Genomic DNA, 22483 nt, shown 5'->3' with positions numbered 1-22483 from the left:
CGAAGTCATGCGCGTGACGTAAATGTTTCCATTCCGCGTCAGCATGTCTCCCACCCCCCCGGGCGTTCGCCGCCGCCGAGCCGCGCCTCGATATGCCCGACCGCGGCGGGCAGGTCGGCGATGGAATCCACCACCAGATGCGCGCCGGCCCGCATGAGCAGCTCGGCTGCCTCCCGCCGCAGCGCGTCGCGTTCCGCCGGCGCCAGGGCGGCCAGCTCCTCTGTCGAGAGTCCGGCGACGTTGCCGGACAGCGCGACCCCCACGGCCCAGCAGCCGGCCGCCCGCGCCTCGCCGATGCCGGGCGGCGTGTCGTCCAGCTTCACCACGCTGCTCGCCGGCCAGATGCCCATCCGCGCAAGGGCGAGCCACATCTGCAGCGGGGCGGGGCGGCCTGCCGCGAGATCCCCGGCGCAGACCGTCACCTCCGGCACGAAGCCCTGGGAGGCGGCGAGCGGCGCCAGCCGATCCATGATGGGGCGTGTGTAGCCGGTGGTGGACCCGATGCGGATGCCGCGCGCGGCGCACCAGGCGAGGGCCTCGGCGGCACCGGGGATCAGCGCGCTGTGAGCCTCCACCGCGGCGACGTTCAAGGGCTCGAACACCTCGAAGATGGCGTCGATGTCGGCCTCTCCGAAGTCCCGCCCGTGCCGCGCCCGCCAGGCCGCGAGGACGGCAGGCGACGTGCCGACCATGCGGATGTGGTCGCGCTTGGCCATGCCCATCGGTCCTCGCGCATCGGCGATGGAGATGGTCACGCCGAAGCGCGCGAAGGCCTCGACGAAGGCGCCCATGGGCGCGCGGCTGCCGTGGTCCAGCACGGTGCCGGCCCAATCGAGGATGACGGCCTTGATGCTGGTCATGGGTTTGCCTCGAGATCGGCCAGCACTTCCTCGGCGAGCCCGAAGGCGGTGCTGGCGCCGGTGCCGGAGGTGACGGAGACGAGGCGCACGCCGCGCGCCGGCGCCTCGAAGAAGGCATCCTCGGACGCCGAGGGATAGAGTCCCGTCCAGCGCTCGACGACGCGCGGCGCCGGCAGGTCGAGCACCGCCCGCGCTTCGTTCAGGATCAGCGCATCCACCTCCTCCGGCTGGAAGGGGTCGGGCGTGTCGCCGTAGTGGTGGCTGTCCCCCACCACCAGCGAACCGTCGGCGGATTGCACGACGATGAGATGGACGCCGTGCGCCAGTTCCTCCGGCTGCTCGGTGGCGAGGCGCGCGCGCAGCGCCGGCAGAGATGGGCATTCCGCATAGCCGCGGTAGCGATGCAGGCCAAGGTCGCTCATCACCGCCGCAGGCAGGCGCCAGCCGGGATCGGCCAGGCGCAGCATGTGCAGCTTGCACAGCGTCACGCCTCTCCGCGCAAAGGCATCCGGGAACAGCGTCGCGATGTCGGGGCCGGGACAGACCACGATGCGCGAGGCGCGGAAGGTGCCGGCGGCGGTTTCGACGCGGCCGGCCTCCACCGCGTGGACCGCGACGCGTCGGTGGAAGCGCACGCCCAGTGCAGCCTCCATCCAGCCGGCGAGGCGCGGGATGGCGTCGCGGCTCTCGACGCGCAGTTCGTGCGGGCTGTGCAGCGCGGCAAGCAGATGGTCCGCCCGCAGCGGCGGCGCATGGGCCGCGAGTTCCGTCCCGTGCAGGACGCGGCATCCCTCGCCCATCGGGCCGGCTGCGAATTCCTCGATGACCGCGGCCGCCTCCGGCCGGCGCACGGTCATCAACAGGCCGCGGTGATGAACCGCGATGCCGGCGAGCGCGGCAACTTCCGCCCAGATGTCGCGGCTGCGGCGGGCGCGGCGCCAGGTGTCGCGCGCCCCCTGGCCGGTGACGGTGACGAAGCCGAAATTGCGGATGCTCGCGCCATTGGCCTGCGCATCACGGTCCAGCACCGCGACCTTCAGGCCGCGCCGCGCGGCGTGCAGCGCGTGCGCCAGTCCGAGGATGCCGGCGCCGACGACGACCAGATCGTATTCCCTATCCATCACAGCCTTTCGAAGCTCCATGACCGCGCGCCGGTCGTGCTCGCGGACAGCAGCAGCCGCCTATCGCAGGGTAGGGTCGAGCCGGTCCCGGAGCCAATCGCCGACGATGGAGATGGCCAGCGTCGTCAGGATGATGGTGAAGGCCGGCGCCAGCAGGATCCAGGGGGCGCGCGTCAGGTATTCCCGCCCATAGCCCACCATGTTGCCGAGAGAGGTCGCCGGCGGCTGCACACCGAGGCCGAGGAAGGACAGGCCGCTCTCCAGAAGGATGATCTCCGGGAAGGCGAGAGTCATCGAGATGATCAGCGTCGAGGCGATGTTCGGCAGGATATGCCGCCAATAGACCCGCAGCGGCCGCGCGCCGAGCTGGCGGACCGCCGCCGCATAGCCCTGCGCCCCGGCGCTGATCGCCAGCCCCCGCGCGATGCGCGCATAGCGTTCCCAGGCATGGAATCCGAGCAGCACGACGAACAGCGTCAGCGAATTGCCGAAGAAGGCGAGCACCGCGAGAGCAAGGATGAGGAAGGGCAGGCTGGCGGAGAAATCCACCAGCGCCAGCACGGCCTGTTCGACCCAGCCGCGGAAATGCGCCGCGAGGAAGCCCATGCCGGTGCCGAAGGCCGCGCCTATGATGGTGGCGCCGAAGGCGATCAGCAGGCTCATGCGGATCGAGTGGAACAGGCGCGAGAGCACGTCGCGGCCAAGTTCGTCGGTGCCCAGCCCATGGGCCCAGCTTCCGCCGATGCCGACCGGCGCCGAGAGGCGGTTGCGCAGGTCGAGCGCGGTGTAGGCATAGGGGCTGATCACGTCGGCCAGCAGCGCGACGGCCAGCATGAGTGCGATCCACCCGAGGCCGATCGCGACGGCGACCGGCACGCGCGTCCGCCGCCTCGGCGGCGCCGCGGTCACGGCAGGCAGCACGGCGTCCGACATCAGCCCGCCCCCCCCGCGCGCGCCTGGCGCAGCCGTGGATCGAGCGCGCCGTAGAGCAGGTCCACGATCAGGTTCGATGCCACCATCGTCGCCGCCACCAGAAGCAGGATGCATTGCACCACCGCGAGGTCGCGGTTCGACACCGCGACGACCAGCAGCCGTCCGACGCCCGGCCAGGAGAAGACGCTCTCCACGACCACCGCACCGGCGATCAGGCTGCCGACCATGAAGCCGATGATGGTCACGGTCGGGATGGCCGCGTTGGGCAGCGCATGGCCCCGCACCACGGCGCGCCAGGGCACGCCCTTGGCGCTCGCGGTCCGGATGTACGGCTGGCCGAGCACCTCCAGCATCGCGCTGCGGGTGAAGCGCGCCAGCACGGCCGCGCCGCCGATGCCGAGCGTGACGACCGGCAGGATGGCGTGCCGCCAGGTCCCGTCGCCGCCCGAAGGCAGCCAGCCGAGTTGCACAGCAAACACCAGCACCAGCAGCAGGCCGAGCACGAAGGACGGCACGGTGAATCCCATCACCGCCAGCGTCATCACCAGCCGGTCGGTCAGGGAGTTCCGGTGCAGCGCGGCGTAGATGCCGGCCGGGATGCCGATGCCGATCTTGATCGCGAGTGCCGGCAGCGTCAGCGCGAGCGTCGCCGGGATGCGTTCGGTGACCAGCACGATGGCGTCGCGGCCATCGCGCATGGAGCGCCCCAGATCGCCCTGCACGATGGCGCCGAAGTACTTCACGTACTGCATCCAGAGCGGCTCATCGAGCCCCCAGGCGGCGCGGAAGGCGGCGATGGCTTCCGGCGGCGCATCGACGCTCATGATCAGCAGTGCCGGGTCGCCGGACAGGCGCAGCACGACGAAGGCGAAGGTCACGACCATCGCGATCGTCAGCAACGCGCGGGCGAGGCGCGAGGCGAGAAAGCGCAGCATCACGCGGCCTCCGCGAAGGCGGCCGGATCGGCCAGGTGGCAGGCGACGCGCCGCCCGCCGGGATGGTCGCGCAGCACGGGCGCCTCCTGCGCGCAACGCGCCACCGCGACCGGGCAACGCGGATGGAACGGGCAGCCCGAGGGGCGCGCCGCGGGATTCGGCGGATCGCCCTGCAGGACGATGCGGCCATCGCTGCGCCCCGGATGCGGAATCGCCGAAACCAATGCCTGCGTGTAGGGATGGCGGGCGTCGCGCAGCAGCGCGTCGGGCTCGCCTTCCTCGACGATGGTGCCGAGATACATGACCGCGACCCGCTCGCTCACCTGGCGCACCGCGCGCAGGTCGTGGCTGATGAAGAGCAGCGCCATGCCGTGCTCAGCCTGCAGTTCCACCAGCAGATTCATCACCTGCGCCTGGATGGAGACGTCGAGCGCGCTGATCGGCTCGTCGCAGACCAGCATGGCCGGCGAAGTGGCGAGCGCCCGCGCCAGCACCACGCGCTGGCGCTGGCCGCCCGAAAGCTCATGCGGGTAGCGCGCCCCCTGGTCGGGCCGCAGGCCAACGTTGCGGAGCAGTGCTTCGACCCGGTCCGCACGCTCCGCGGCGCCGCCGACACCGTGGATGTCGAGCGGCTCGGCGACCTGCGCCGCCACCGTCATGCGCCGGTCGAGCGCCCCGAGCGGATCCTGGAACACCATCTGCATCCGCGCGCGCAGCGCCCGCCAGGCGGCCGTGCCGGGCGGCGGCATCGGCCGGCCTTCGAAGGCGACGCTGCCGGCATCCGGCATTTCGAGGCCCAGAACCATGCGGCCGGTGGTCGACTTGCCGCAGCCGGATTCGCCGACCAGGCCGAGCGTCCGCCCACGATGCAGCGTCAGTGACAATCCGGCCACCGCGGTGACCGGCACGCTGCGGCCGAGCAGGCCGCGTCGCATGACGTAGCGCCGCACGAGATCGCGCGCTTCAAGAAGTGTGGCCGCCCTCATGCCGCGACGAGCTCCCGCGCCTCGGCCAGCACGCAGGCGACGCTGTGGCGTTCGGCGATGCGGGCGTGGGAGGGGACCGCCACCTCGCAGGCCGGCGTGCGACGCGCGCAGCGCGGCGCGAAGGCGCAGCCGCGCGGCATGGCCCATGGTTCCGGCACGCCACCCGGAATGGCAGCGAGCTTCTGTCGCGGCCCGTCGAGCGGCGGCAGCGCCGCCAGCAGCCCGCGCGTGTAGGGATGCGACGGATTGGCGAAGAGCGCCTCCGCCGGCGCCTGTTCGACGATGCGGCCGGCATACATGACCGCGACCTCCTCGCAGGTCTCGGACACCACGCCGAGATCATGGGAGATCAGCACCAGGGCCATTCCCGTCTCCCGTCGCAGGCGATTCAGCAGGTCGAGGATCTGCGCCTGGATGGTGACGTCGAGCGCCGTCGTCGGCTCATCCGCCACCAGCAGTTCGGGCTGCCCGGCGAGCGCCATGGCAATCATGACGCGCTGGTTCTGGCCGCCGGACAGTTCATGCGGATAGGCGTCGAGCCGGCGCGCCGCGTCGGGGATGCCGACCTGGTCGAACAGGCGCTTCGCCTCCGCGCGCGCCGCCGTGCCGACCATGCCGCGATGCAGCCGCAGCGCCTCCGCCACCTGCGTGCCAAGGCGATGCACGGGGTTGAGGCTGCTCGCCGGATCCTGGAAGATCATGGCGACACGACCGCCGCGCACGCGGTCGAGCGTGGCTCCCTGCGCGCCCAGCAGTTCCTGCCCGTCCAGCGCCACGCTTCCGGTCACCGTGGCGCGCCCCGGCAGCAGCCCGAGCGCGGCGAGCCAGGTCACCGACTTGCCGCAGCCGGATTCCCCTACCATGCCGACGGCACCGCCTCGCGGCACGTCGAGGTCCACCTCGCGCAGTGCCGGAATGCCGTCGAAGGCGACCGAAAGGCCGCGGATGGCGACGAGGGTCATCCCGGGAAGCGCAGGTTGCGGGCGCGGAAGTCCATCGCCCAGGCCTTGGCCGCGCGCCATTCGATGTCCTTGCGCTTGGCCGTGAATGTCGCCGCCTGGTGGAGCAGCGTATAGGCGGGGTCCTCCCGCTCGGCGATCTCGAGCATGCGGCGGAAGGCGGCCCGGCGCGCGGCGCGGTCGGTCGAGGTCTCGACCACGGCGCTCAGGCGATTGAACTCCTCGTTCGTCCATTCCCCGTTGAGCTGCATCTCGCCGTTCGGACCGAAGCCGCGCAGGATGGCGGCCACCGGGTCACCGAACAGCGCGGTGTTCGACCAGTCGCGCACGCCGCGCTGGCCGTTGCGGTCGGTGATCTGCGTCCAGTTCTCCTTCATCTCGATCTGGACGTTGAGGCCGACCTGGCGCCACATCTCGACCAGCACCTGCGCGGTGGGCGTCTGGTTCGTGTAGTAGTTGTTGAGCAGCCGGTACGGGATCGGCTCGCCGCGGTAGCCCGCTTCCCGCAGCAGACGGCGCGCCTCGGCCGGATCATGCTTCGGCACCGACCAGTCGCCGATGAACATCTGCCCGAAGCTTTCGAGCTGCAGACCCTTGGGCACGACGGTCCGGCCAGCCCAGAGGCTGTCCACGATCGCCTGGCGATCGATCGCATGGGTGAAGGCACGGCGCACCCGCGGATCGCGCAGCTGCGGATGGCCGCGATCGAAGCAGATGATGCGGTGGTTGTTGATCGGGCTGCCCAGCACCTCGAAGCGGGCATTCCGCTCGATGCCGGCGATCTGATCCGGCGGGATGTCGCAGGCGAAGTCGCATTCGCCGGAGAGCAGCCCGTTGATCCGGGACGACACCTCCGGCACCTCGATCAGGCGGATGCGGCGGGCCGGTGGGCGGCCGCCCCAGTACTCGTCATGCGCCTCCAGCACGAGTTGCGCATCGGGCCGGAACTCCGCGATGCGGTAGGGTCCCGTACCGACCGGCGCGCGCGCCCAGGCGAGCCAGGACGCCGCCTCGCCGAAGCCGCGGCGGGAGAAGACGGCGCCGACATTCTGCGCGATCCGACCTTCCAGCGTGACATCGGGCACGCGATTGACGAAGCGCACCACGCCGGGGCGGACGACCTCGACACGCTCCAGGCCCGGGAAGCTGCGGCGGGCGACCGCGGTCACCTCGCGCGGCGGCTCCTTCGAGGCCGCGCCGGCGGTGATGCCGCCCGAGGCCGGGGCCGCCCCCGTGCCGAACAGGCGATCGGGACCGAAGCTGAAGGCGACGTCCTCGGCGGTCATGATGTCGCCGTTGTGGAAGCGCACGCCCTCGCGCAGGTCGAACTCGACCGTACGGTCGTCGATGCGCCGCCAGGCGGTGGCGAGACCCGGCACCTGGCCGAGATCGCCCAACCAGTCGGAATCGATCAGCGTCTCCGCATAGGAATAGGAGATTCGGAAGCCGACATTCGACTGCTCGCGGGGCGGTTCGAAGGTGTTCGAGTTGCTGATCTTCTGCACGGCGATGGTCAGCACCGGCCGCTGGTCGGCCTGGGCGATGGCGAAGCGCGGCAGCACGAGCGCGGCGCTGCCCGCGAGTGCTGCGCGGCGAGGAAGTGAGGTCACGGCTCAGGCCCCCCAGTTGCTGCTGCGGAAATCCATCAGGAAGGACTGTGCCGCGCGCCAGCGGATGTCCTTGCGCTTGGCGGTGAAGGTCGCCGTCTGGTGCAGGACCGTGTAGACGGGGTCCTCGCGCTCCGCGATCTCGAGCATCCGGCGGAACACCAGCCGCCGACGCGCGCGATCCGTGCCGGTTTCGAGCTCGACGGAGAGGCGGTTGAATTCCTCGTTGCGCCACTCGCCGACCTGCTGGTTCTGCCCCTCCGGCCCGAAGGCCGCGGTGAGCGAGGAGACCGGGTCATTGAACACCGCGCTGTTGGACCAGTCGCGCACGGCACGTGGCGCATTGCGATCGAAGATCTGCGCCCAGTTCTCCTTCATCTCGATCTGCACGTTCAGACCGACCTGGCGCCACATCTCGACCAGGATCTGCGCGGTCGCGACCTGGTTGGTGTAGTAGTTGTTGAGCAGGCGATAGGGGATCGGCTCGCCGCGGTAGCCGGCCTCGCGCAGAAGGCGGCGGGCCTCGGCCGGATCAAAGGCCGGCACGGCCCAGTCCGCCTGCAGCATCTCGCCATAGTAGTCCCACTGCAGGCCCTTCGGGATGCGCGTGCGGCCGGCCCACAGCGCATCGACGATCATCTGGCGGTCGATGGCGTGGGTGAAGGCACGACGCACGCGGGCATCGCGGAGCTGCGGATGGTTGCGGTCGAACACCGTCAGGCGATGGTTTGTGATGGTGCTGCCCACCACCTCGAAGCGCGGGTTCCGCTCGACATCCGCGATCTGATCGGGATTCACGTCGCAGGCGAAGTCGAACTCGCCGGAGAGCAGCCCGTTCACGCGTGACGCCGGCTCGGGCACCTCGACGAAGCGGATCCGGCGCACCGGCGGCCGGCCCCCCCAGTATTCGTCGAAGGCTTCCAGCATCAGGTCGCGATCGGGGCGGAACTCCGCGACGCGATACGGCCCCGTGCCCACCGGGCGGCGTGCCCAGGCGAGCCAGGATTCCGCCTCTGAGAAGCTGCGCTCCGACAGGATCAGGCCGACATTGCGCGCGATGCGGCCCTCCAGCGTGATGTCGGGCGTACGGTTGACGAAGCGGACCTTGTGCGGCCCGAGGATCTCGATGCGCTCGAACCCCGGATAGGTACGACGGGCGATAGCCGAGACCTCCGGCGGCGGTGCCTTGCCGGCGGCGCCGGCGGCACCGCCGGCGAAAAGCGCGCCGCCCGCCTGCCGCCCTCCCGCACCCCAGAGCCGGTCAGGCCCGAAGGAGAAGGCGACATCCTCCGCGGTCATGAGATCGCCGTTGTGGAAGCGCACGCCTTCACGCAGGTCGAGTTCCACCGTGCGATCGTCGATGCGTCGCCAGGCAGTGGCGAGGCCGGGCCGCAGCGAGAGATCGCCGATCCAGTCCGTGTCGATCAGCATCTCCGAGTAGGAATTGAAGACGCGCGTGCCGACGTTGGACTGCTCGCGCGCCATCTCCAGCGTATTGCTGTTGACGACCTTCTGGACCGCAATGGTGATGGAAGGCCGCTGATCTGCCTGAGCCATTCCCGGGCGCGGCAGGGTGACGGCAGCGGCACACAGCAGCGCCGCGCGGCGGCTCAGCGGCATCATGGCCTCAGGCGCCCCAGTTCTGCGCGCGGAAGTCCATGGCAAAGGCCGGCGCGGCCTTCCAGCGGATGTCCTTGCGCTTCGCGGTGAAGGTCGCGTTCTGGTGCAGCACCGTATAGGCGGGATCCTCGCGCTCCGCGATCACCAGCATGCGCTGAAAGGCGGCGCGGCGACGGGCGCGGTCGGTGCTGGTCTCGAGTTCGACCGAGAGGCGGTTGAACTCCTCGTTCGCGTATTCGCCGACCTGCTGCTGCTGGCCGTTCGGCCCGTGCTGGTTCACCAGCGAGGAGACCGGGTCGCTGAACAGGCCGGAGTTCGACCAGTCGCGCACGGCGCGGGTGGGCGAGCGTTCGAGGATCTGCGACCAGTTCTCCTTCATCTCGATCTGTACGTTCAGGCCGACCTGGCGCCACATCTCGACCAGGATCTGCGCGGTGCCGACCTGGTTGGTGTAGTAGTTGTTCAGCAGGCGGTAGGGGATCGGCTCCCCGCGGTAGTTGGCCTCGCGCAGCAGGCGGCGCGCTTCGGTCTGATCGTAGCGGGGCACCGACCAGTCGGCGATGAACATGTCGCCGTAGAAGGACCATTGCAGGCCCTTGGGGATCTCGGTGCGGCCTGCCCACAGGCTCTCCACGATCGCCTGCCGGTCGATCGCGTGCGTGAAGGCGCGGCGCACCAGCGGGTTGCGCAGCGAGGCATGGTTCTTGTCGAACACCGTGAGGCGGTGGTTCGGGATGGTGCCGCCCACCACCTCGAAGGCCGCGTTGCGCTCGATACCGGCGATCTGGTCGGGCGGGATGTCGCAGGCGAACTGGTATTCGCCGGACAGCAGGCCGTTCACGCGGGAGGAGACTTCAGGCACCTCGACGAAGCGGATCTGGCGGATCGGCGGGCGGCCGCCCCAGTATTCGTCGTGCGCGGCCAGCGTCAGCGAATGGTCGGGACGGAAATCGGCGACCTTGTACGGGCCGGTGGTGACGGGCCTGCGCGCCCATTCAAGCCAGGTCGCCGCCTCGGCGAAGGCACGACGGCTTCCGATCTCGCTGCCGATGCGCGCCAGGCGCCCTTCGAGGGTCACGTCCGGCGTGCGGTTGATCCAGCGCAGCGTGTGGCGATCGACGATCTCGATCTTCTCGAAGCCGGGGAAGGAGCGGTTGGCGACCGCCGGCACTTCCACCGGCAGTTGCTTGCCGCTGTTGGTCGGCATGGCTTCACCGACGCGGATGGTGCTGCCGCTGTTCGGGCCGGCGGGGCCGAACATGCGATCATTGCCGAAGGAGAAGGCGACGTCCTCGGCGGTCAGTTCATCGCCATTGTGGAACTTCACGCCCGGACGCAGCTTGAACTCTACGACGCTGTCGCTGATTCGGCGGTTCTCGACCGCAAGCACCGGGATGGTCTCCAGGCGGCTCGCATAGTCGCGGCCGAGCAGGCCTTCCCACATGGAGGTGAGGAAGACGCGCTCGCCGACATTGGACTGTTCACGCAGAGGCTCCAGCGTGTTGCTGTTGCTCACCTTCTGCACGGCAATCGTGATGGATGGGCGCTGGTCCGCCTGTGCGATGGCGATGCGAGGCATCGCGAGAAGGCCGGCGCCGCCGGCAAGCAGGGAACGACGATCGAGACGCATGGGTGTTCTCCTCCGTCCGTCAGGCGGTGGTGGTCGGAACGAGCCGGTTCTCCAGCCCGTGCGGGGTGGCGCGGAAATGCGTGAGCGTGCGCTCGGCATGCGTCATGCGGTGGGACAGCGCGAGTTGCGCGTAGTCGCGCAGCTCGACCGCATGGGCCGGATCCAGCGCCAGGTTGCGGAACTGGTGCGGGTCCTTCTCGAGATCGAAGAACAGCGGCGGCAGCGCGGCGAAGTGCACGTACTTCCGCCGCTCGTCCTGCACCACCATCAGCGACGCCTCCTCCATCCCGAGACCGAGGCGCCCTTCCGGCTGGTCATAGAAGACGTCGCGGAAATCGAACTCGTAGGAGAGGAAGCGCCGCCAGTCCGCCGGCCGGCTGCCGTGCAGCACGGGCAGGATTGAACGCCCGTCGCAGGCACGCGGGATGTCGCCGCCCAGCCAGTCGAGGATGGTCGGCATGACGTCGACGCTCTCGGTGAAGGCATTCTCGATGCGGCCGCCGACTTCCGGCGCGTCGGGATCCTTCACCACCAGCGGAACGCGGAAGCTCTCGTCGAAGTAGCCGATCTTGCCGAGCAGGTGATGGTCGCCGAGCTGCTCGCCATGGTCGCTGGTGAAGATCACCAGCGTGTCCTCCCATTGGCCGGTCTCGTCGAGATAGGCGAAGACGCGGCCGAGGCAGTCGTCGACCTCGCTGATCAGGCCCGCATAGGTGGCACGCATCTGTGCGATCTCGCGCCCGTCGAGCTCGGCGCCGCGCCCGTCCGCGCGCTCGAAGAAGGAGGCCTGGCGGATCGCTTCGAGATAGTGGCCGAGCAGCGGGTGCTGCGCCGCCTCCTCCTCCGCCGTCGCGGCGCGGATCGGCGCCGGCATGTCCTCCGGCCGGTACATGGCATGGTAAGGCGCCGAGGCAACGAAGGGCGGATGCGGCCGCCAGTAGCCGAGGTGGAGGAACCACGGCTTGCTGCCCTTGCCCTTCAGATAGGTCAGCGCACGCTCGGTGAAGTAGGCGCTGTCGGAGAGCTCCGACGGGATGCGGCAGGGCCGGTCGGTCGCACCGGGCGCGGCGTCCTCTCCCTCGGGCAGCCAGATGTCGGTGCGGCGCTCCGGCAGCCTGTAGCCCTTCTGGGCCAGCCAGCCGAAATAGCCGTCCATGGAGGGTTCGAAGGCGCCGACGCTGCGGAACCCGTCCATCAGGTCGCCCAGCGTGGTGAAGCGCGGGTCGCGCGGGCCGGTCGTGCGCGGGTCCGGGGTCGAAGTGGTGTAGCCGATGAGCGCCGGATCGTAGCCGATGAGCCGGAGCGCCTTGCCAAGATTCATGTGGCGCGCGTCGAGCGGCACCGTGTTCTGCACCGCGCGATGGTTCATCAGATAGAGGCCGGTCAGCAGCGACGCGCGCGCCGGCCCGCAGGGCACGGCGGTGGTGACATGGTTGCGGAAGGTCACACCCTCGCGGCAAAGTCGGTCGAGATTCGGCGTGTGCAGGAAGGACGCACCCAGGCAGGGCACGAAATCCGCGCGCCATTGGTCCACCACGATGAGAAGTACGTTCCGCCGTCCCGCCATGCCGCCCGATCTCCTGAAGCGGGGGGCGGGGTAGAGCATCAGCGCGACGCGCCGATGACGGACGTGTTTCGGTTGTGTGATGCGCGGCGTGCGGCGTGGTGTGGAAGGGCATGTCTCGGAGAGAGACGCGGTGCGTTACGCGCATGCTGCGACCGGCGAGGTCAGCCCAGTTCTCGCCGGCGCGAGCCGTGGGTGCGGCTTCCCATCGCTCCGGCCGTCACCTGGCGGGCATCTTCATGCATGCGGTTGATTCCGGCCGCGTGCAATCCGCTCTGCAGAAGGCCTCGTTGGTTGTTCCTAGGGGGGCGCCGCCCCTCTCGGGCTCTCCCCGCCAAAGGCCGAAAGGCCTTTGGAAACCGCTACCTTACGTCACCGCAGATCGAAGGGGCCGTGCCCCCCGACACGAGAGTTTGAGGGGGTGAGGCCCCTCAATCCGCGCGTCTCGCCAGCGTGCTAGTAGCGGTCCGGCCGGTACGGCTCGGGGCTGACGAAGGTCTCCCCGCCCGTCATCATCTCGGCGAGCAGGCGCCCGGTGGTCGGCCCTAGGGTGAGCCCCTGGTGCCCATGCCCGAAGGCGCACCAGGCGCCCTGATGGCCCGGCAGACGCCCGATGACCGGCAGCATGTCGGGCATGCAGGGGCGCACGCCCATCCACGGGGTGGCCTCCACCCGATCGGCCAGCGGCAGCAGGCGCCGCGCCACCGGCTCCGCCCTCTCCAGTTGGACCGGCGAAGGGGCGGCGTCGGGCCGCGCGAACTCGGCCCCCGTGGTCAGGCGGATTCCCGCCCGCATCGGGGCCAGCAGGAAGCCGCTATCGGTATCGAGCACGGGCCGGTTGAGCACCGCATTCCCCTGCAGGCGGTAATGCATGTGATAGCCGCGCTTGCCGAAGAGCGGCGGCGCATAGCCGAACCGCCGCGTCACCTCGGTGGCCGCCGCGCCGAGCGCGATCACCACCTCGGCCGCCTCGACCGGGCCGTCCTCGGCCTGCACGCGCCAACCCGCGGCAACGCGGCGCAGCGTGGCCGCGTCGCCCAGGACGAAGCGACCGCCTTCCGCCTCGAAGAACCGCGCATAGGCAAGCGTCAGCGCATGCGGGTCGCTGACCGAAAGCGGATCCGTCCAATGGATGGCGCCGGTGCGTTCCGCGAGCAGATGCGGTTCCGCCGCCGCCACGCCGGCCCGGTCGAGCGCGACGAAGTTGACCCCATATTCCTTGCGCGCCAGTTCCGCCTGGGCCAGCGCCGTCTCGAAGCGCTGCGGGTCGCCGAACAGGCGCATCCAGCCGATCGGCCGCAGCAGCGCCATCGCATCGGTGCCCCGCGCGATCGCTAGATGCTCGTCGAGGCAGGTTTCGATCAGGCGCGCATAGGCCTGCACGGTCTGCGCGTAGCGCGCCGGTTCCGAGTGCCACCAGTAGCGCAGCAGCGGCGAGGCAAGCCCCGGCAGCGCGAAGGGGTGGTAGTGGGCGTCGATCGACCCGTTGCGCGCGATGCGGAGCAGTTCGGAGACGTCGCGGGGAAACGGATGGGGGTGCACGGCCTCGCGCTGGATCAGGCCGCCATTGCCGAAGGAGGCCCCTTCGCCCGGCCCCTGCCGGTCCACCAGCACCACGTCGTAGCCGCGGCGGCGCAGATGCAGCGCCACCGAGACCCCCACCATGCCCGCGCCGAGCACGATCGCCGATTGCGGCATTCTCACATCACCCTTCGATCACGTCCGATTCGCGGCACGGCATACTCATGCCTGCCGCATCCGCCGCGCCAGTGCCTCGCCGATCATCACGCAGGTGAAGTGAAGATTGGCGCGGCAATCCGTCGGCATGATCGCGGCATCCGCCACCCGCAGGCCGGTGACGCCACGCACCCGCAGATCCGGGTCCACCACGCCACGGGGGTCCTCATGCGCCGTCATGCGGCAGGTCCCGGCGGCATGCTGGATGTCGCCCGCCTCGCGCAGCATCAGCGTGTCCAGCTCATCGTCCGGCAGAGCGGCCGCCTCGGCGATGGACATGTCCGCCTCGCAGAAGGTGACGCGCTCCGCGATGCCCGTGATCGGCGCAAGGGCGGCGAGGCGCGCGAGCCGCCGCACCCCGTCGCGCAGCCGCATGCGGTCGCTCGGGTCGGCCAGCATGTTCTCATCGACGATGGGCTGGGCATCCGCATCGGCCGAGACGAGCCGCACGCTGCCGCGCGAGAAGGCATCGTAGAGCGACAGGCCGACCGAACCCGTCGGCGCCGGCTCGCCATCGGCGGTCAGGCCGCGATGGTTGAAGGCGATCATGATCATGTCGCGCTCGCCGCCGCCGGCGAGGCCGCTGCTGTAGGTCACGCAGCAATTGGTGTGGCGGGCGTCGCGGCCGCGCGCCTGATGCTCCGGCTTCAGCGCCAGGGTGGCGCGCAGGATCGGGTGGTCCATCAGGTTCCGCCCGACCTCCGGCAGGTCGTGCAACACCGGAATGCCAAGGGTGGCGAGTTCCTCGGCGGGACCGATGCCGGAGCGCAGCAGGATGGTCGGGCTGTGGATGGCGCCGGCGCAGAGCACCACTTCCCGCGCCGCGATCTCTTCCCAGAGGCCGGCACCGAAGCGCACGCGCACCCCGCGCGCCTGCCGGCCGTCGAACAGGACGCGATCGACCAGCGCCTCACCGCGGATGGTCAGGTTGGGGCGACCGCGCGCCGGCTCCAGATAGCCGTCATTGGTGGTGATGCGCTGCCCGTCGCGAAGGTTGATCGGGTAACAGGAGACCCCCTCCCCTTCCGGCGCATTGAGGTCCGCCTTCCAGGGGTGCCCTGCGGCAAGGGCGGCATCGCGAAGGGCGCGGTCAACCGAGCCCCATTGATCCGCCGGCATGCGGAAGACCGGCAGCGGGCCGCCGCGCCGGATACCCGGGGCGGCGCCGGTTTCCGAATCATCCTCGATGGCGTCGAAGATCGGCAGCACGTCGCTGGCCGACCAGCCCTCGCAGCCCGCCTCGGCCCAGGCGTCGAAGGCAGCCGGCACGCCGCGGATGGCGATCTGCGCATTGACCGTGGAACAGCCGCCCATGGTCTTGCCGCGCCAGTAGAATTTCGGCTCCTGCAGAGCAGTACGGCGCGTCGTCAGGCCCGGCCACTGCCACTCCGCCTGGTGGCCGGGGTCGTGCATGAAGGGAATGATGTTGGCGCTGCGCAGGGCGGCGGGCGCCTCGGCGGCCCGCCAGTCGCGCCCGGCCTCCAGCAGGAGCACCTTGCGATGCCCGTCCTCCGACAGGCGGGCGGCGAGCGGCGCACCGGCCGAACCCGCGCCGACGACGATCACATCGAACATGACGGCTAGCGCTTCTCCACGTTCCAGAAGAGCGGGATCGCCGAAGTGATCAGGTTATGCAACTGGGCACGATGCGCGGCGGGCTGGGCGAACTGCCCCCACGGCACCGCGATCCCCTGCTCGTAGAGGATCCCCTGGATCTCCGCGGCGATGCGCTGGCGCTCCTGCAGAGTCGGGGCTGCCGCGAAGGCGTCGAACAGGGGCGTCAGCCTCGCCTCGCAATGGAACCCGCCGGTGGTCGCCCCGGTGCAGTTGAAGCCGATGACCGAGTTGGTCAGCGGATTGTGCAGATCGACGCCGAGGGCATGCACACCGAAGACGCTCCAGCCATCCCGCCGGGTGCGGCGGGCCAGCACCGAGGCCCAGTCCATCACCTGCATGTCCACGTTGAAACCGGCGCGGCGCAGCCGGTCCGCCAGGATCTCGCTGGAGATCTTCGGCGCCTCCAGATCGTTGGCGACGAGCACGATGACCGGCTCGCCGGCATAGCGCGTCTGGCGCAGCGCCTCCCGCGCCGCCTCGATGGACGGGCGCTGCATCGGCTCCGTGCCGACATCGCTTTCATAGGGCGAGCCGCATATGAAGAAGGCGTTGCAGGTGCGGGAATAGCGGTCGGACAGGCCCATCCCGGCCATCACTTCCGACTGGTCCACGAGGGAGAGCAGCACGCGGCGGATGGCGGGATCGGAAAAGGGACCCGAGGCGGCATTGGTCCGATAGTGGCCGGTGAACTGCTCGAGCCCGCTGAAATTCACCAGCCGGATGCGCCGGTCGCGTTCCAGCACTGACAGCATGTCGAAGGGCGCGTACTGCATGTAGTCGATCTCGCCGGACCGCATCGCCGCGACGACGGTCGCGCCGTCCGGCACCACGCGGATGTCGAGGGCGTCGATGCGCACGACCTTGCCGCCTGCCAGGTGATCGGCCGGCTCGGGGCGCGGCACGTAGGCGGTGTTGCGGCGCAGCAGCATGCGGTCGCCCGGCCGGTGGTCCTCCCGGCGGAAGACGAAGGGGCCGGAACCGATGATCTCGGGGATGCGTTCCGTGCCCGGCGTGCGCGCCAGGCGCTCCGGTATCATGAAGGGCCCGGGGGAGGACGTGGTGCCCAGCGTCTCCAGCACCAGGCCGAAGGGCGCGCGCAGCGTGAGCACGAAGGTCTTCGCATCGCGCGCCTCGAGGGTGGCCGTCGCCTCGCCGAGCCGCCGCCCGAGCGCGCTGCGGGTGAACCAGCGGCGCAGGGAGGCGACGCAATCCGCCGCCGTCACCGGCGTGCCGTCATGCCATTTCAGCCCGTCGCGCAGGGTGAAGGTCCAGGTGAGACCGTCCGGCGAGCGCGTCCAGTCCTGCACCATCTGCGGCCGCACCTCGCCCGCGCCGTTCATGGCGAAGAGCGTGTCGAACACCATGTAGCCGAAGGTGCGGGTGATGTAGGCCGGCGTGAAGTGCGGATCGAGCGTGACGATCTCCGCCTCCAGCACCGCCGTCAGCGTCTGCGCCCGCGGTGGCGTCATCGGCGTGACCGTCCCGAGCATCGCAAGAAGCACGAGCAGCCGCGCTGCCGTTCGAGTCGGCATGCCAATACCCCCGATGTTGCTTGATGGAGCGAGGCGAACATGGCGCCGAGGCACCCGGCAAGGCCCCAGGGCGGGGGAAAACAGGGACCCTCCGACGCATTTGCTTGCCGGCAGGGCAATTCGTCCCGCGGCGGGGGCAATCTGCCTCGGGCAAGACCCCGCGACCACGCGGCTCGTCGCTGCCGCGTCGCGCAGCACCGCCGTGCGGCGCAGGCTCAACCGCCGGCGAGAGCCTCGACCACCATGGCCGCCGGCGCCGTCCAGCCGAAGAAGCGCTGGACGTTGAAGATGGTGGCCGCATGAATGAAGTCGGGCCCCGCCTGCAACGTCGCATCGGGCACCATCAGCGCGAAGAACTCGCGGTGATAGGCATCGCGCAGGGTCGATTCGACGCAGACATTCGAATTCACGCCGACCAGCAGCAGCGTGGTGATGCCGCGCGCGCGCAGGAGCTGCTCGAGATTGGTGCCCGCAAAGCCGCTGTAGCGTGCCTTGGGAATGATCGCCTCCCCGGCGGCAGGGCGCATCGGCTCCACGAATTCATGGTCCCAGGTGCCGTGGGTGATCAGCTTGCCGCGCTCGGACGGGTTGGCGCGCATGTACTTCAGCGCGTTGGACTTGTGCCAGACCGGCGCGGTCGGGCCGCCGGCCTCGGTCTGCAGCGCGTCGAAGCCGTTCTGCAGATGCGCGACGAAGAGCCCCGCCTTGCGCGCCGCGCCAAGCACCATCGCCGCCTTCTCGATGACCGGCGGGCTGGCCGAGACGTCGAAGCCGACGCGGTCGAGATAGCCGCCCTTCGACAGGTAGGCGTTCTGCATGTCGACCACGACGAGCGCCGTGGTGGCCGTGGCGATGGGCAGCGCCTCCGGTTCGGCCGCGATGGTGATGGCTGCCATGGTCAGGCTCCGTAGCGCTTGAGGGCGACGCGCTCCATGGCCACGACCGCGCCGTAGAGCAGCAGGCCGATGACGCAGAGCAATGCGATGGAAGCGAGGATCAGCGCCATCTCCGCCTGCGAGGCGGCGAACAGGATCATATAGCCGAGCCCGGCCTGGGCGGTGATGAACTCGCCCACGATCACCCCGATCATGGCGAAGGTGATGGCGATCTTCAGGCCGGAGAAGATGTGCGGCACCGCCGCGGGGAAGCGCACCTGGGCGTAGGTCTTCCAGCCGCTCCCGCCGACCGCGCGGCACAGGCGCAGCAGGTCGCGGTCCACCGAGGTCAGCCCGGTCAGCGTCGCCACCACCACCGGGAAGAAGGAGATGAAGACCGAGAAGGTGACGCGCGACGGGCTGCCGATGCCGAGCCAGACGATGAACAGCGGCGCGAGCGCGATCTTGGGGATGAGCTGGAAGAAGACGATGTTCGGATAGAGCGCCTCCCGCGCCAGGCGGGAGGCACTGACCAGCACCGCCAGCGCGATGCCGAGCACGGTCGAGATGGCGAAGCCCGCGATGGTCTCGAGCGTGGTCGGCACCGCCTGCTTCAGCAGGAAGGGCAGGGTCTCGTACAGCCGGATCGCGACGGCGGAGGGCGCCGGCAGCAGGATGTCCGGTATCTCCCCGATGCGCACCGCCGCTTCCCATGCGCCGAGGATCAGCCCGGCGGTGAGCAGCGGCAGGAGAACCTGGCGGGCATGCGCCCGCGTGAGCTGAGCGCGGGTCATGCCGCCCCCGCCGTGGTGCGGTGGATGGAGGCCTTCAGGTGCAGGTAGAGCTCGTTGAAGCGGGCGTCCGCCTCGACGGAAGGCTGGCGCGGGCGCTCGAAGGGCACGCGGATATCCTCGACGATGGTGGAAGGCCGCCGCCCCATCACCAGGATACGGTCGGACAGGAAGATCGCCTCCCGGATCGAGTGGGTGATGAAGATCGAGGTCTTGTGCGTCGTGTCCCAGATGCGCGCGAGGGCGAGCCCCATCTCGTCGCGCGTGATGGCGTCGAGCGCGGAGAAGGGCTCGTCCATCAGCAGGATCCGCGGGTCCCCGATCAAGGCCCGGGCGAGGGCGACGCGCTGACGCATGCCGCCCGACAGCTCCCGTGGCCGCTTGTCCCGGAAGCCCCAGAGATCGACCATGCGCAACAGGCCTTCCGCCCGCTCGCGGTCGGCGGCGCTGACCCGGCGGCGCATGCCGATCGGGAACAGCACGTTGTCCAGCACGCTGCGCCACGGCAGCAGCGTCGGGTCCTGGAACATCATGCCGGCGTCGACCTGCGGCCCGGAAACCTCCACGCCGTCGATCCGCAGGCTGCCCGCGGTCGCGGGTTCGAGGCCCGCGACCATCAGCATCAGCGTGCTCTTGCCACAGCCGGACGGCCCCAGGATCGAGACGAAATCGCCCCGCGCGATGCGGAAGCTCGCCTCGGCCACGGCTTCCACCGGGCCGGAGGGCGTTTCGTAGACCTTTCGGACGCGCGCTGCGGTGATGGCTTCGGCGGCCGCGCCGCGTGCGCTCATGTCATCAGCCGAGAATGGCGGCGTAGGACGCCACGTTCTGCCGCACCTGCGCCCATTCGGCCGCGGTCAGCTTCACCGTGCCCGCGAAGTCGTTGCTGAACAGGGTTGCGACATCCGGCTTGCGCGCATCGCGCGGCGCGCCGAATTCCATCACCATCTCCACCATCTCGGCCGCCTTGGCCATGTCGGTGTAGCCGAGCGAGTGCGTCTGCGCCTCGGGCGAGAGTACCGTGTAGTGCATCAGCGCCTGGGAGATGCGCGCGTTCTCCCGCCCGCCGGAGGTGACGCCGATTTCCGGCACCTCGCGCAGGAAGATGTCGATGCCGGCCTCGGGATCCTTCAGCGCGAAGGCCAGGCCCTCGCCGAGCGCGTCGGTCACGGCGCGCGACAGCTCGCGGTCCTTCTCCAGCGTCTCGCGCCGCGTCACCACCTGGCCGGCATAGAGCGAGACACCGGCCTTGCTCCACGGCAGGAAGCGGCATTGCTGGCGCAGCGCCAGCATCACCGGCACGCTGGAGGTGCCGATGGCGGTGATGGCATCCACCTGGCGGTTGATGAGGCCCTGCTCCAGCACCCGGTTGTCCATCTGCACCATGGTGATGCCGGCAGCGTCGATGCCTGTCTTCCGTGCGAAGGCCGGCCAGTAAGGGGCTTCGGCCGAGGTCGGCACGATGCCGATCTTCCTGCCCTCGAGATCCTTCGCTTCCCTGACCGGGCTGTCGGCGCGGACCAGGATGCCCATGGTCGCGTCGTAGCCGAGAGTGGACATGGCCACGAGCGGCAACCCTCGCGCGGCGCCCAGGATGGTGCCGCCGGCGAAGACGAAGCCGTAGTCGAACTCCCCTGAACCCACCGCCTGGGCGGCCGCGACCGAGCCGAAGCCACGCGAGATCGAGACATCGATGCCACGGCGGCGGAAGAAGCCCTGGTTCTTCGCCACATAGGTGAAAAGCGTCGATCCATTGGCAAGCCACGGGAGCGTCAGCTTCACAGGCTTCAGCCCCTGCGCCAAGGCTGGCGCGGAAAGGCGCGGCGTGGCGCCGGCCGCGAACAGGCCGGCGGCAAGCAGGGCGCGGCGACTCACATGGGGGGTCTGGGCAGCGAACATGGTCTTGATTCCCGAGGCGCATGCCGACACGGAGAAGGTCCCGCGGCGTGGAGCCGCCAGCGTGCAAGCACCGTACCACGCGGCAGGTCGGATGCCAGCCGCCCTTGCATCCCGCCCATCCTGTGCCTCGTCGCGCGTCCGGCAGGCAGCGCCCCGCTGCCCACGGAGCAGCCGCAATGACGTCTTCCACGGCAGCTTCGGCACGGCGCGTGCGGGTTGCGGGCCCCGCGCAGCACGGCTCTGCGCGACAGGGGTGCCGAGGCCGCGGCAGCGGACATCGGCACGGATGCGAAGGCTTCGCCGCCGCCCCACCACGCCGTTCGGATCGGTGGATCGCTGTCATTGTTCAGCCCGATCGCGGCACGTATTGTGCCGCCAGGCCGAGGATACGCTCCACCAGCCATGACGCAGCCCAGCCCCCACTGGATCGGCTTGTTCGATCTGTTCCGGATCGGTGTCGGGCCGTCGAGTTCCCACACCGTCGGCCCCATGGTCGCATCGGGGAGCTTCGTCGCCGACCTCGATCCGACGGCGCCGCTCGAACGGCTGACCGTGGAACTTTTCGGCTCCCTCGCTCTCACCGGCAAGGGACACGCCACGGATGCCGCGGTGATCCTGGGGTTGACGGGCGCGCGCCCCGACACGATCGACCCGGATGACGCAGCTTCCATGGTCCGGCAGGTCCGCAGCCAGCAGCGGCTGACCCTGCCGGGCGGGCGGCGCCTCGCCTTCGACCCGCGGGAAGACATCATCTTCCGGCCGCGCGAGACGCTGCCCCTGCACACGAATGGTCTCCGCCTGACCGCGCATTCGGCCGGGCGCGGCGATGTCACGCGCATCTACTATTCGGTCGGCGGCGGCTTCGTCGTCGATGAGCACGGAGAACAGCTGACCGGCACCGCCGCCGCGACCGGCGAGGTCCCCTACCCGTTCCATCACACCACGGAACTGCTGGATCGCGCCGACGCGGCCCGCTTGTCGATCGCTGCCCTCATGCGCGCCAACGAGGCAAGCCTGCGCAGTCCGGCCGATGTCGTGGCCGGCATCGCCCGGATCCGCGACGCCATGCGCGCCTGCATCGCCCGCGGCCTGCGCGCCGAAGGCGAACTCCCTGGCGGGCTGCGCGTACGTCGGCGCGCTCCCGACCTGCTCCGCAGGCTCGAGGCCCGCTCGCTCCGCAACGAGGCGGACCCGCTCGATGCGATGGACTGGGTGAATCTATGGGCGCTGGCGGTGAACGAGGAGAACGCGGCCGGCGGTCGGGTGGTGACCGCGCCGACCAACGGTGCCGCCGGGATCATCCCCGCCGTGCTGAGCTACTATGAACGCTTCGTGCCCGGCGCCGACATGGCGGGTGTCGAGACCCTGCTGCTGACCGCCGCGGCGATCGGCGCGATCATCAAGCGCAACGCCTCGATCTCCGGCGCCGAGGTGGGGTGCCAGGGCGAAGTCGGTTCGGCCTGCGCGATGGCAGCGGCGGGGCTGGCGGCGGCGCTGGGCGGGACGAACGCCCAGGTCGAGAACGCCGCCGAGATCGGGCTGGAGCACAATCTCGGCCTCACCTGCGACCCGGTCGCCGGCCTGGTCCAGGTGCCGTGCATCGAACGCAACGCCATCGGCGCGGTGAAGGCGATCAACGCGGCCCGGCTCGCGCTGCATGGCGACGGGCGACACCTGGTCAGCCTGGACCAGGTCATCGCCACCATGCGGCAGACCGGCCTCGACATGTCCCACAAGTACAAGGAGACGTCGCTCGGCGGGCTGGCGGTCAACGTCGTGCAGTGCTGATCCGCCGCCCCGCCGGTGAGGATCCGGGC

The 22483-nt window shown here is 70.1% G+C and carries 18 protein-coding genes; 1 reads left to right on the top strand and 17 read right to left on the bottom strand.

What is annotated here, in order from left to right; all coding sequences use genetic code 11:
• Positions 1–38 precede the first annotated feature (38 nt).
• From phnX to GXW74_RS07680, 17 genes are all read right to left on the bottom strand, one after another.
• The gene (gene phnX / locus GXW74_RS07760; RefSeq protein ID WP_211845916.1) at positions 39–860 is read right to left on the bottom strand and encodes a phosphonoacetaldehyde hydrolase; all 822 of its coding nucleotides are present in this window, start codon (positions 858–860) and stop codon (positions 39–41) included.
• Positions 857–1981: a TIGR03364 family FAD-dependent oxidoreductase gene (locus GXW74_RS07755; protein WP_211845915.1), complete on the bottom strand. Its 1125-nt coding sequence runs from the start codon at positions 1979–1981 to the stop codon at positions 857–859. Before GXW74_RS07755 ends, phnX begins: the two co-directional genes overlap by 4 nt.
• 60 nt (positions 1982–2041) lie before the next feature.
• Positions 2042–2914, bottom strand: a complete 873-nt coding sequence (locus tag GXW74_RS07750; protein ID WP_211845914.1) for an ABC transporter permease — start codon at positions 2912–2914, stop codon at positions 2042–2044.
• Complete coding sequence (locus GXW74_RS07745; protein WP_211845913.1) at positions 2914–3849, bottom strand: ABC transporter permease; 936 nt, start codon at positions 3847–3849, stop codon at positions 2914–2916. The genes GXW74_RS07750 and GXW74_RS07745 overlap by 1 nt, the downstream gene beginning before the upstream one ends.
• Positions 3849–4835 (bottom strand): ABC transporter ATP-binding protein, encoded by a 987-nt coding sequence (locus tag GXW74_RS07740; protein WP_211845912.1) that lies wholly within the window; start codon positions 4833–4835, stop codon positions 3849–3851. Before GXW74_RS07740 ends, GXW74_RS07745 begins: the two co-directional genes overlap by 1 nt.
• Positions 4832–5797, bottom strand: coding sequence for an ABC transporter ATP-binding protein (locus GXW74_RS07735; RefSeq protein ID WP_211845911.1), 966 nt, complete (start codon positions 5795–5797; stop codon positions 4832–4834). The genes GXW74_RS07740 and GXW74_RS07735 overlap by 4 nt, the downstream gene beginning before the upstream one ends.
• Positions 5794–7404, bottom strand: a complete 1611-nt coding sequence (locus GXW74_RS07730; protein WP_211845910.1) for an ABC transporter substrate-binding protein — start codon at positions 7402–7404, stop codon at positions 5794–5796. The genes GXW74_RS07735 and GXW74_RS07730 overlap by 4 nt, the downstream gene beginning before the upstream one ends.
• A gap of 3 nt (positions 7405–7407) precedes the next feature.
• Entirely contained in the window at positions 7408–9021 is a 1614-nt protein-coding gene (locus GXW74_RS07725) for an ABC transporter substrate-binding protein (RefSeq protein WP_211846071.1), read from the bottom strand.
• Positions 9022–9028: 7 nt separating this feature from the next.
• Complete coding sequence (locus GXW74_RS07720) at positions 9029–10651, bottom strand: ABC transporter substrate-binding protein (protein ID WP_211845909.1); 1623 nt, start codon at positions 10649–10651, stop codon at positions 9029–9031.
• A 19-nt stretch (positions 10652–10670) separates the two neighbouring features.
• Entirely contained in the window at positions 10671–12218 is a 1548-nt protein-coding gene (pehA, locus tag GXW74_RS07715) for a phosphoric/sulfuric ester hydrolase PehA (RefSeq protein ID WP_211845908.1), read from the bottom strand.
• Between the two features lie 453 nt (positions 12219–12671).
• Entirely contained in the window at positions 12672–13913 is a 1242-nt protein-coding gene (locus tag GXW74_RS07710) for an NAD(P)/FAD-dependent oxidoreductase (RefSeq protein WP_211845907.1), read from the bottom strand.
• A 45-nt stretch (positions 13914–13958) separates the two neighbouring features.
• Complete coding sequence (locus GXW74_RS07705) at positions 13959–15527, bottom strand: GMC family oxidoreductase (protein WP_211845906.1); 1569 nt, start codon at positions 15525–15527, stop codon at positions 13959–13961.
• A gap of 5 nt (positions 15528–15532) precedes the next feature.
• Positions 15533–17101 carry an ABC transporter substrate-binding protein gene (locus GXW74_RS07700; RefSeq protein ID WP_246523050.1) on the bottom strand — a complete coding sequence of 523 codons (1569 nt, stop codon included), beginning with the start codon at positions 17099–17101 and terminating at the stop codon, positions 15533–15535.
• 215 nt (positions 17102–17316) lie between these two features.
• A complete protein-coding gene (locus GXW74_RS07695; RefSeq protein WP_211845905.1) occupies positions 17317–17997 on the bottom strand; it encodes an isochorismatase family protein in 681 nt (226 codons plus the stop codon).
• Between the two features lie 2 nt (positions 17998–17999).
• Positions 18000–18770 carry an ABC transporter permease gene (locus tag GXW74_RS07690; RefSeq protein ID WP_211845904.1) on the bottom strand — a complete coding sequence of 257 codons (771 nt, stop codon included), beginning with the start codon at positions 18768–18770 and terminating at the stop codon, positions 18000–18002.
• Positions 18767–19558, bottom strand: a complete 792-nt coding sequence (locus GXW74_RS07685) for an ABC transporter ATP-binding protein (protein ID WP_211845903.1) — start codon at positions 19556–19558, stop codon at positions 18767–18769. Before GXW74_RS07685 ends, GXW74_RS07690 begins: the two co-directional genes overlap by 4 nt.
• A gap of 4 nt (positions 19559–19562) precedes the next feature.
• Positions 19563–20666, bottom strand: coding sequence for an ABC transporter substrate-binding protein (locus GXW74_RS07680; RefSeq protein ID WP_211845902.1), 1104 nt, complete (start codon positions 20664–20666; stop codon positions 19563–19565).
• 402 nt (positions 20667–21068) lie between these two features.
• On the opposite strand from GXW74_RS07680, the gene GXW74_RS07675 reads away from it, so the two are divergent.
• A complete protein-coding gene (locus tag GXW74_RS07675; protein ID WP_211845901.1) occupies positions 21069–22454 on the top strand; it encodes an L-serine ammonia-lyase in 1386 nt (461 codons plus the stop codon).
• The last annotated feature ends 29 nt before the right edge of the window (positions 22455–22483 follow it).

The sequence above is a fragment of the Neoroseomonas eburnea genome, assembly GCF_018129005.1.
GTDB classification, from domain to species: domain Bacteria; phylum Pseudomonadota; class Alphaproteobacteria; order Acetobacterales; family Acetobacteraceae; genus Neoroseomonas; species Neoroseomonas eburnea.
Note: the sequence above shows the minus strand (reverse complement) of the source record. Positions and strands in the feature narration are given on the sequence as shown.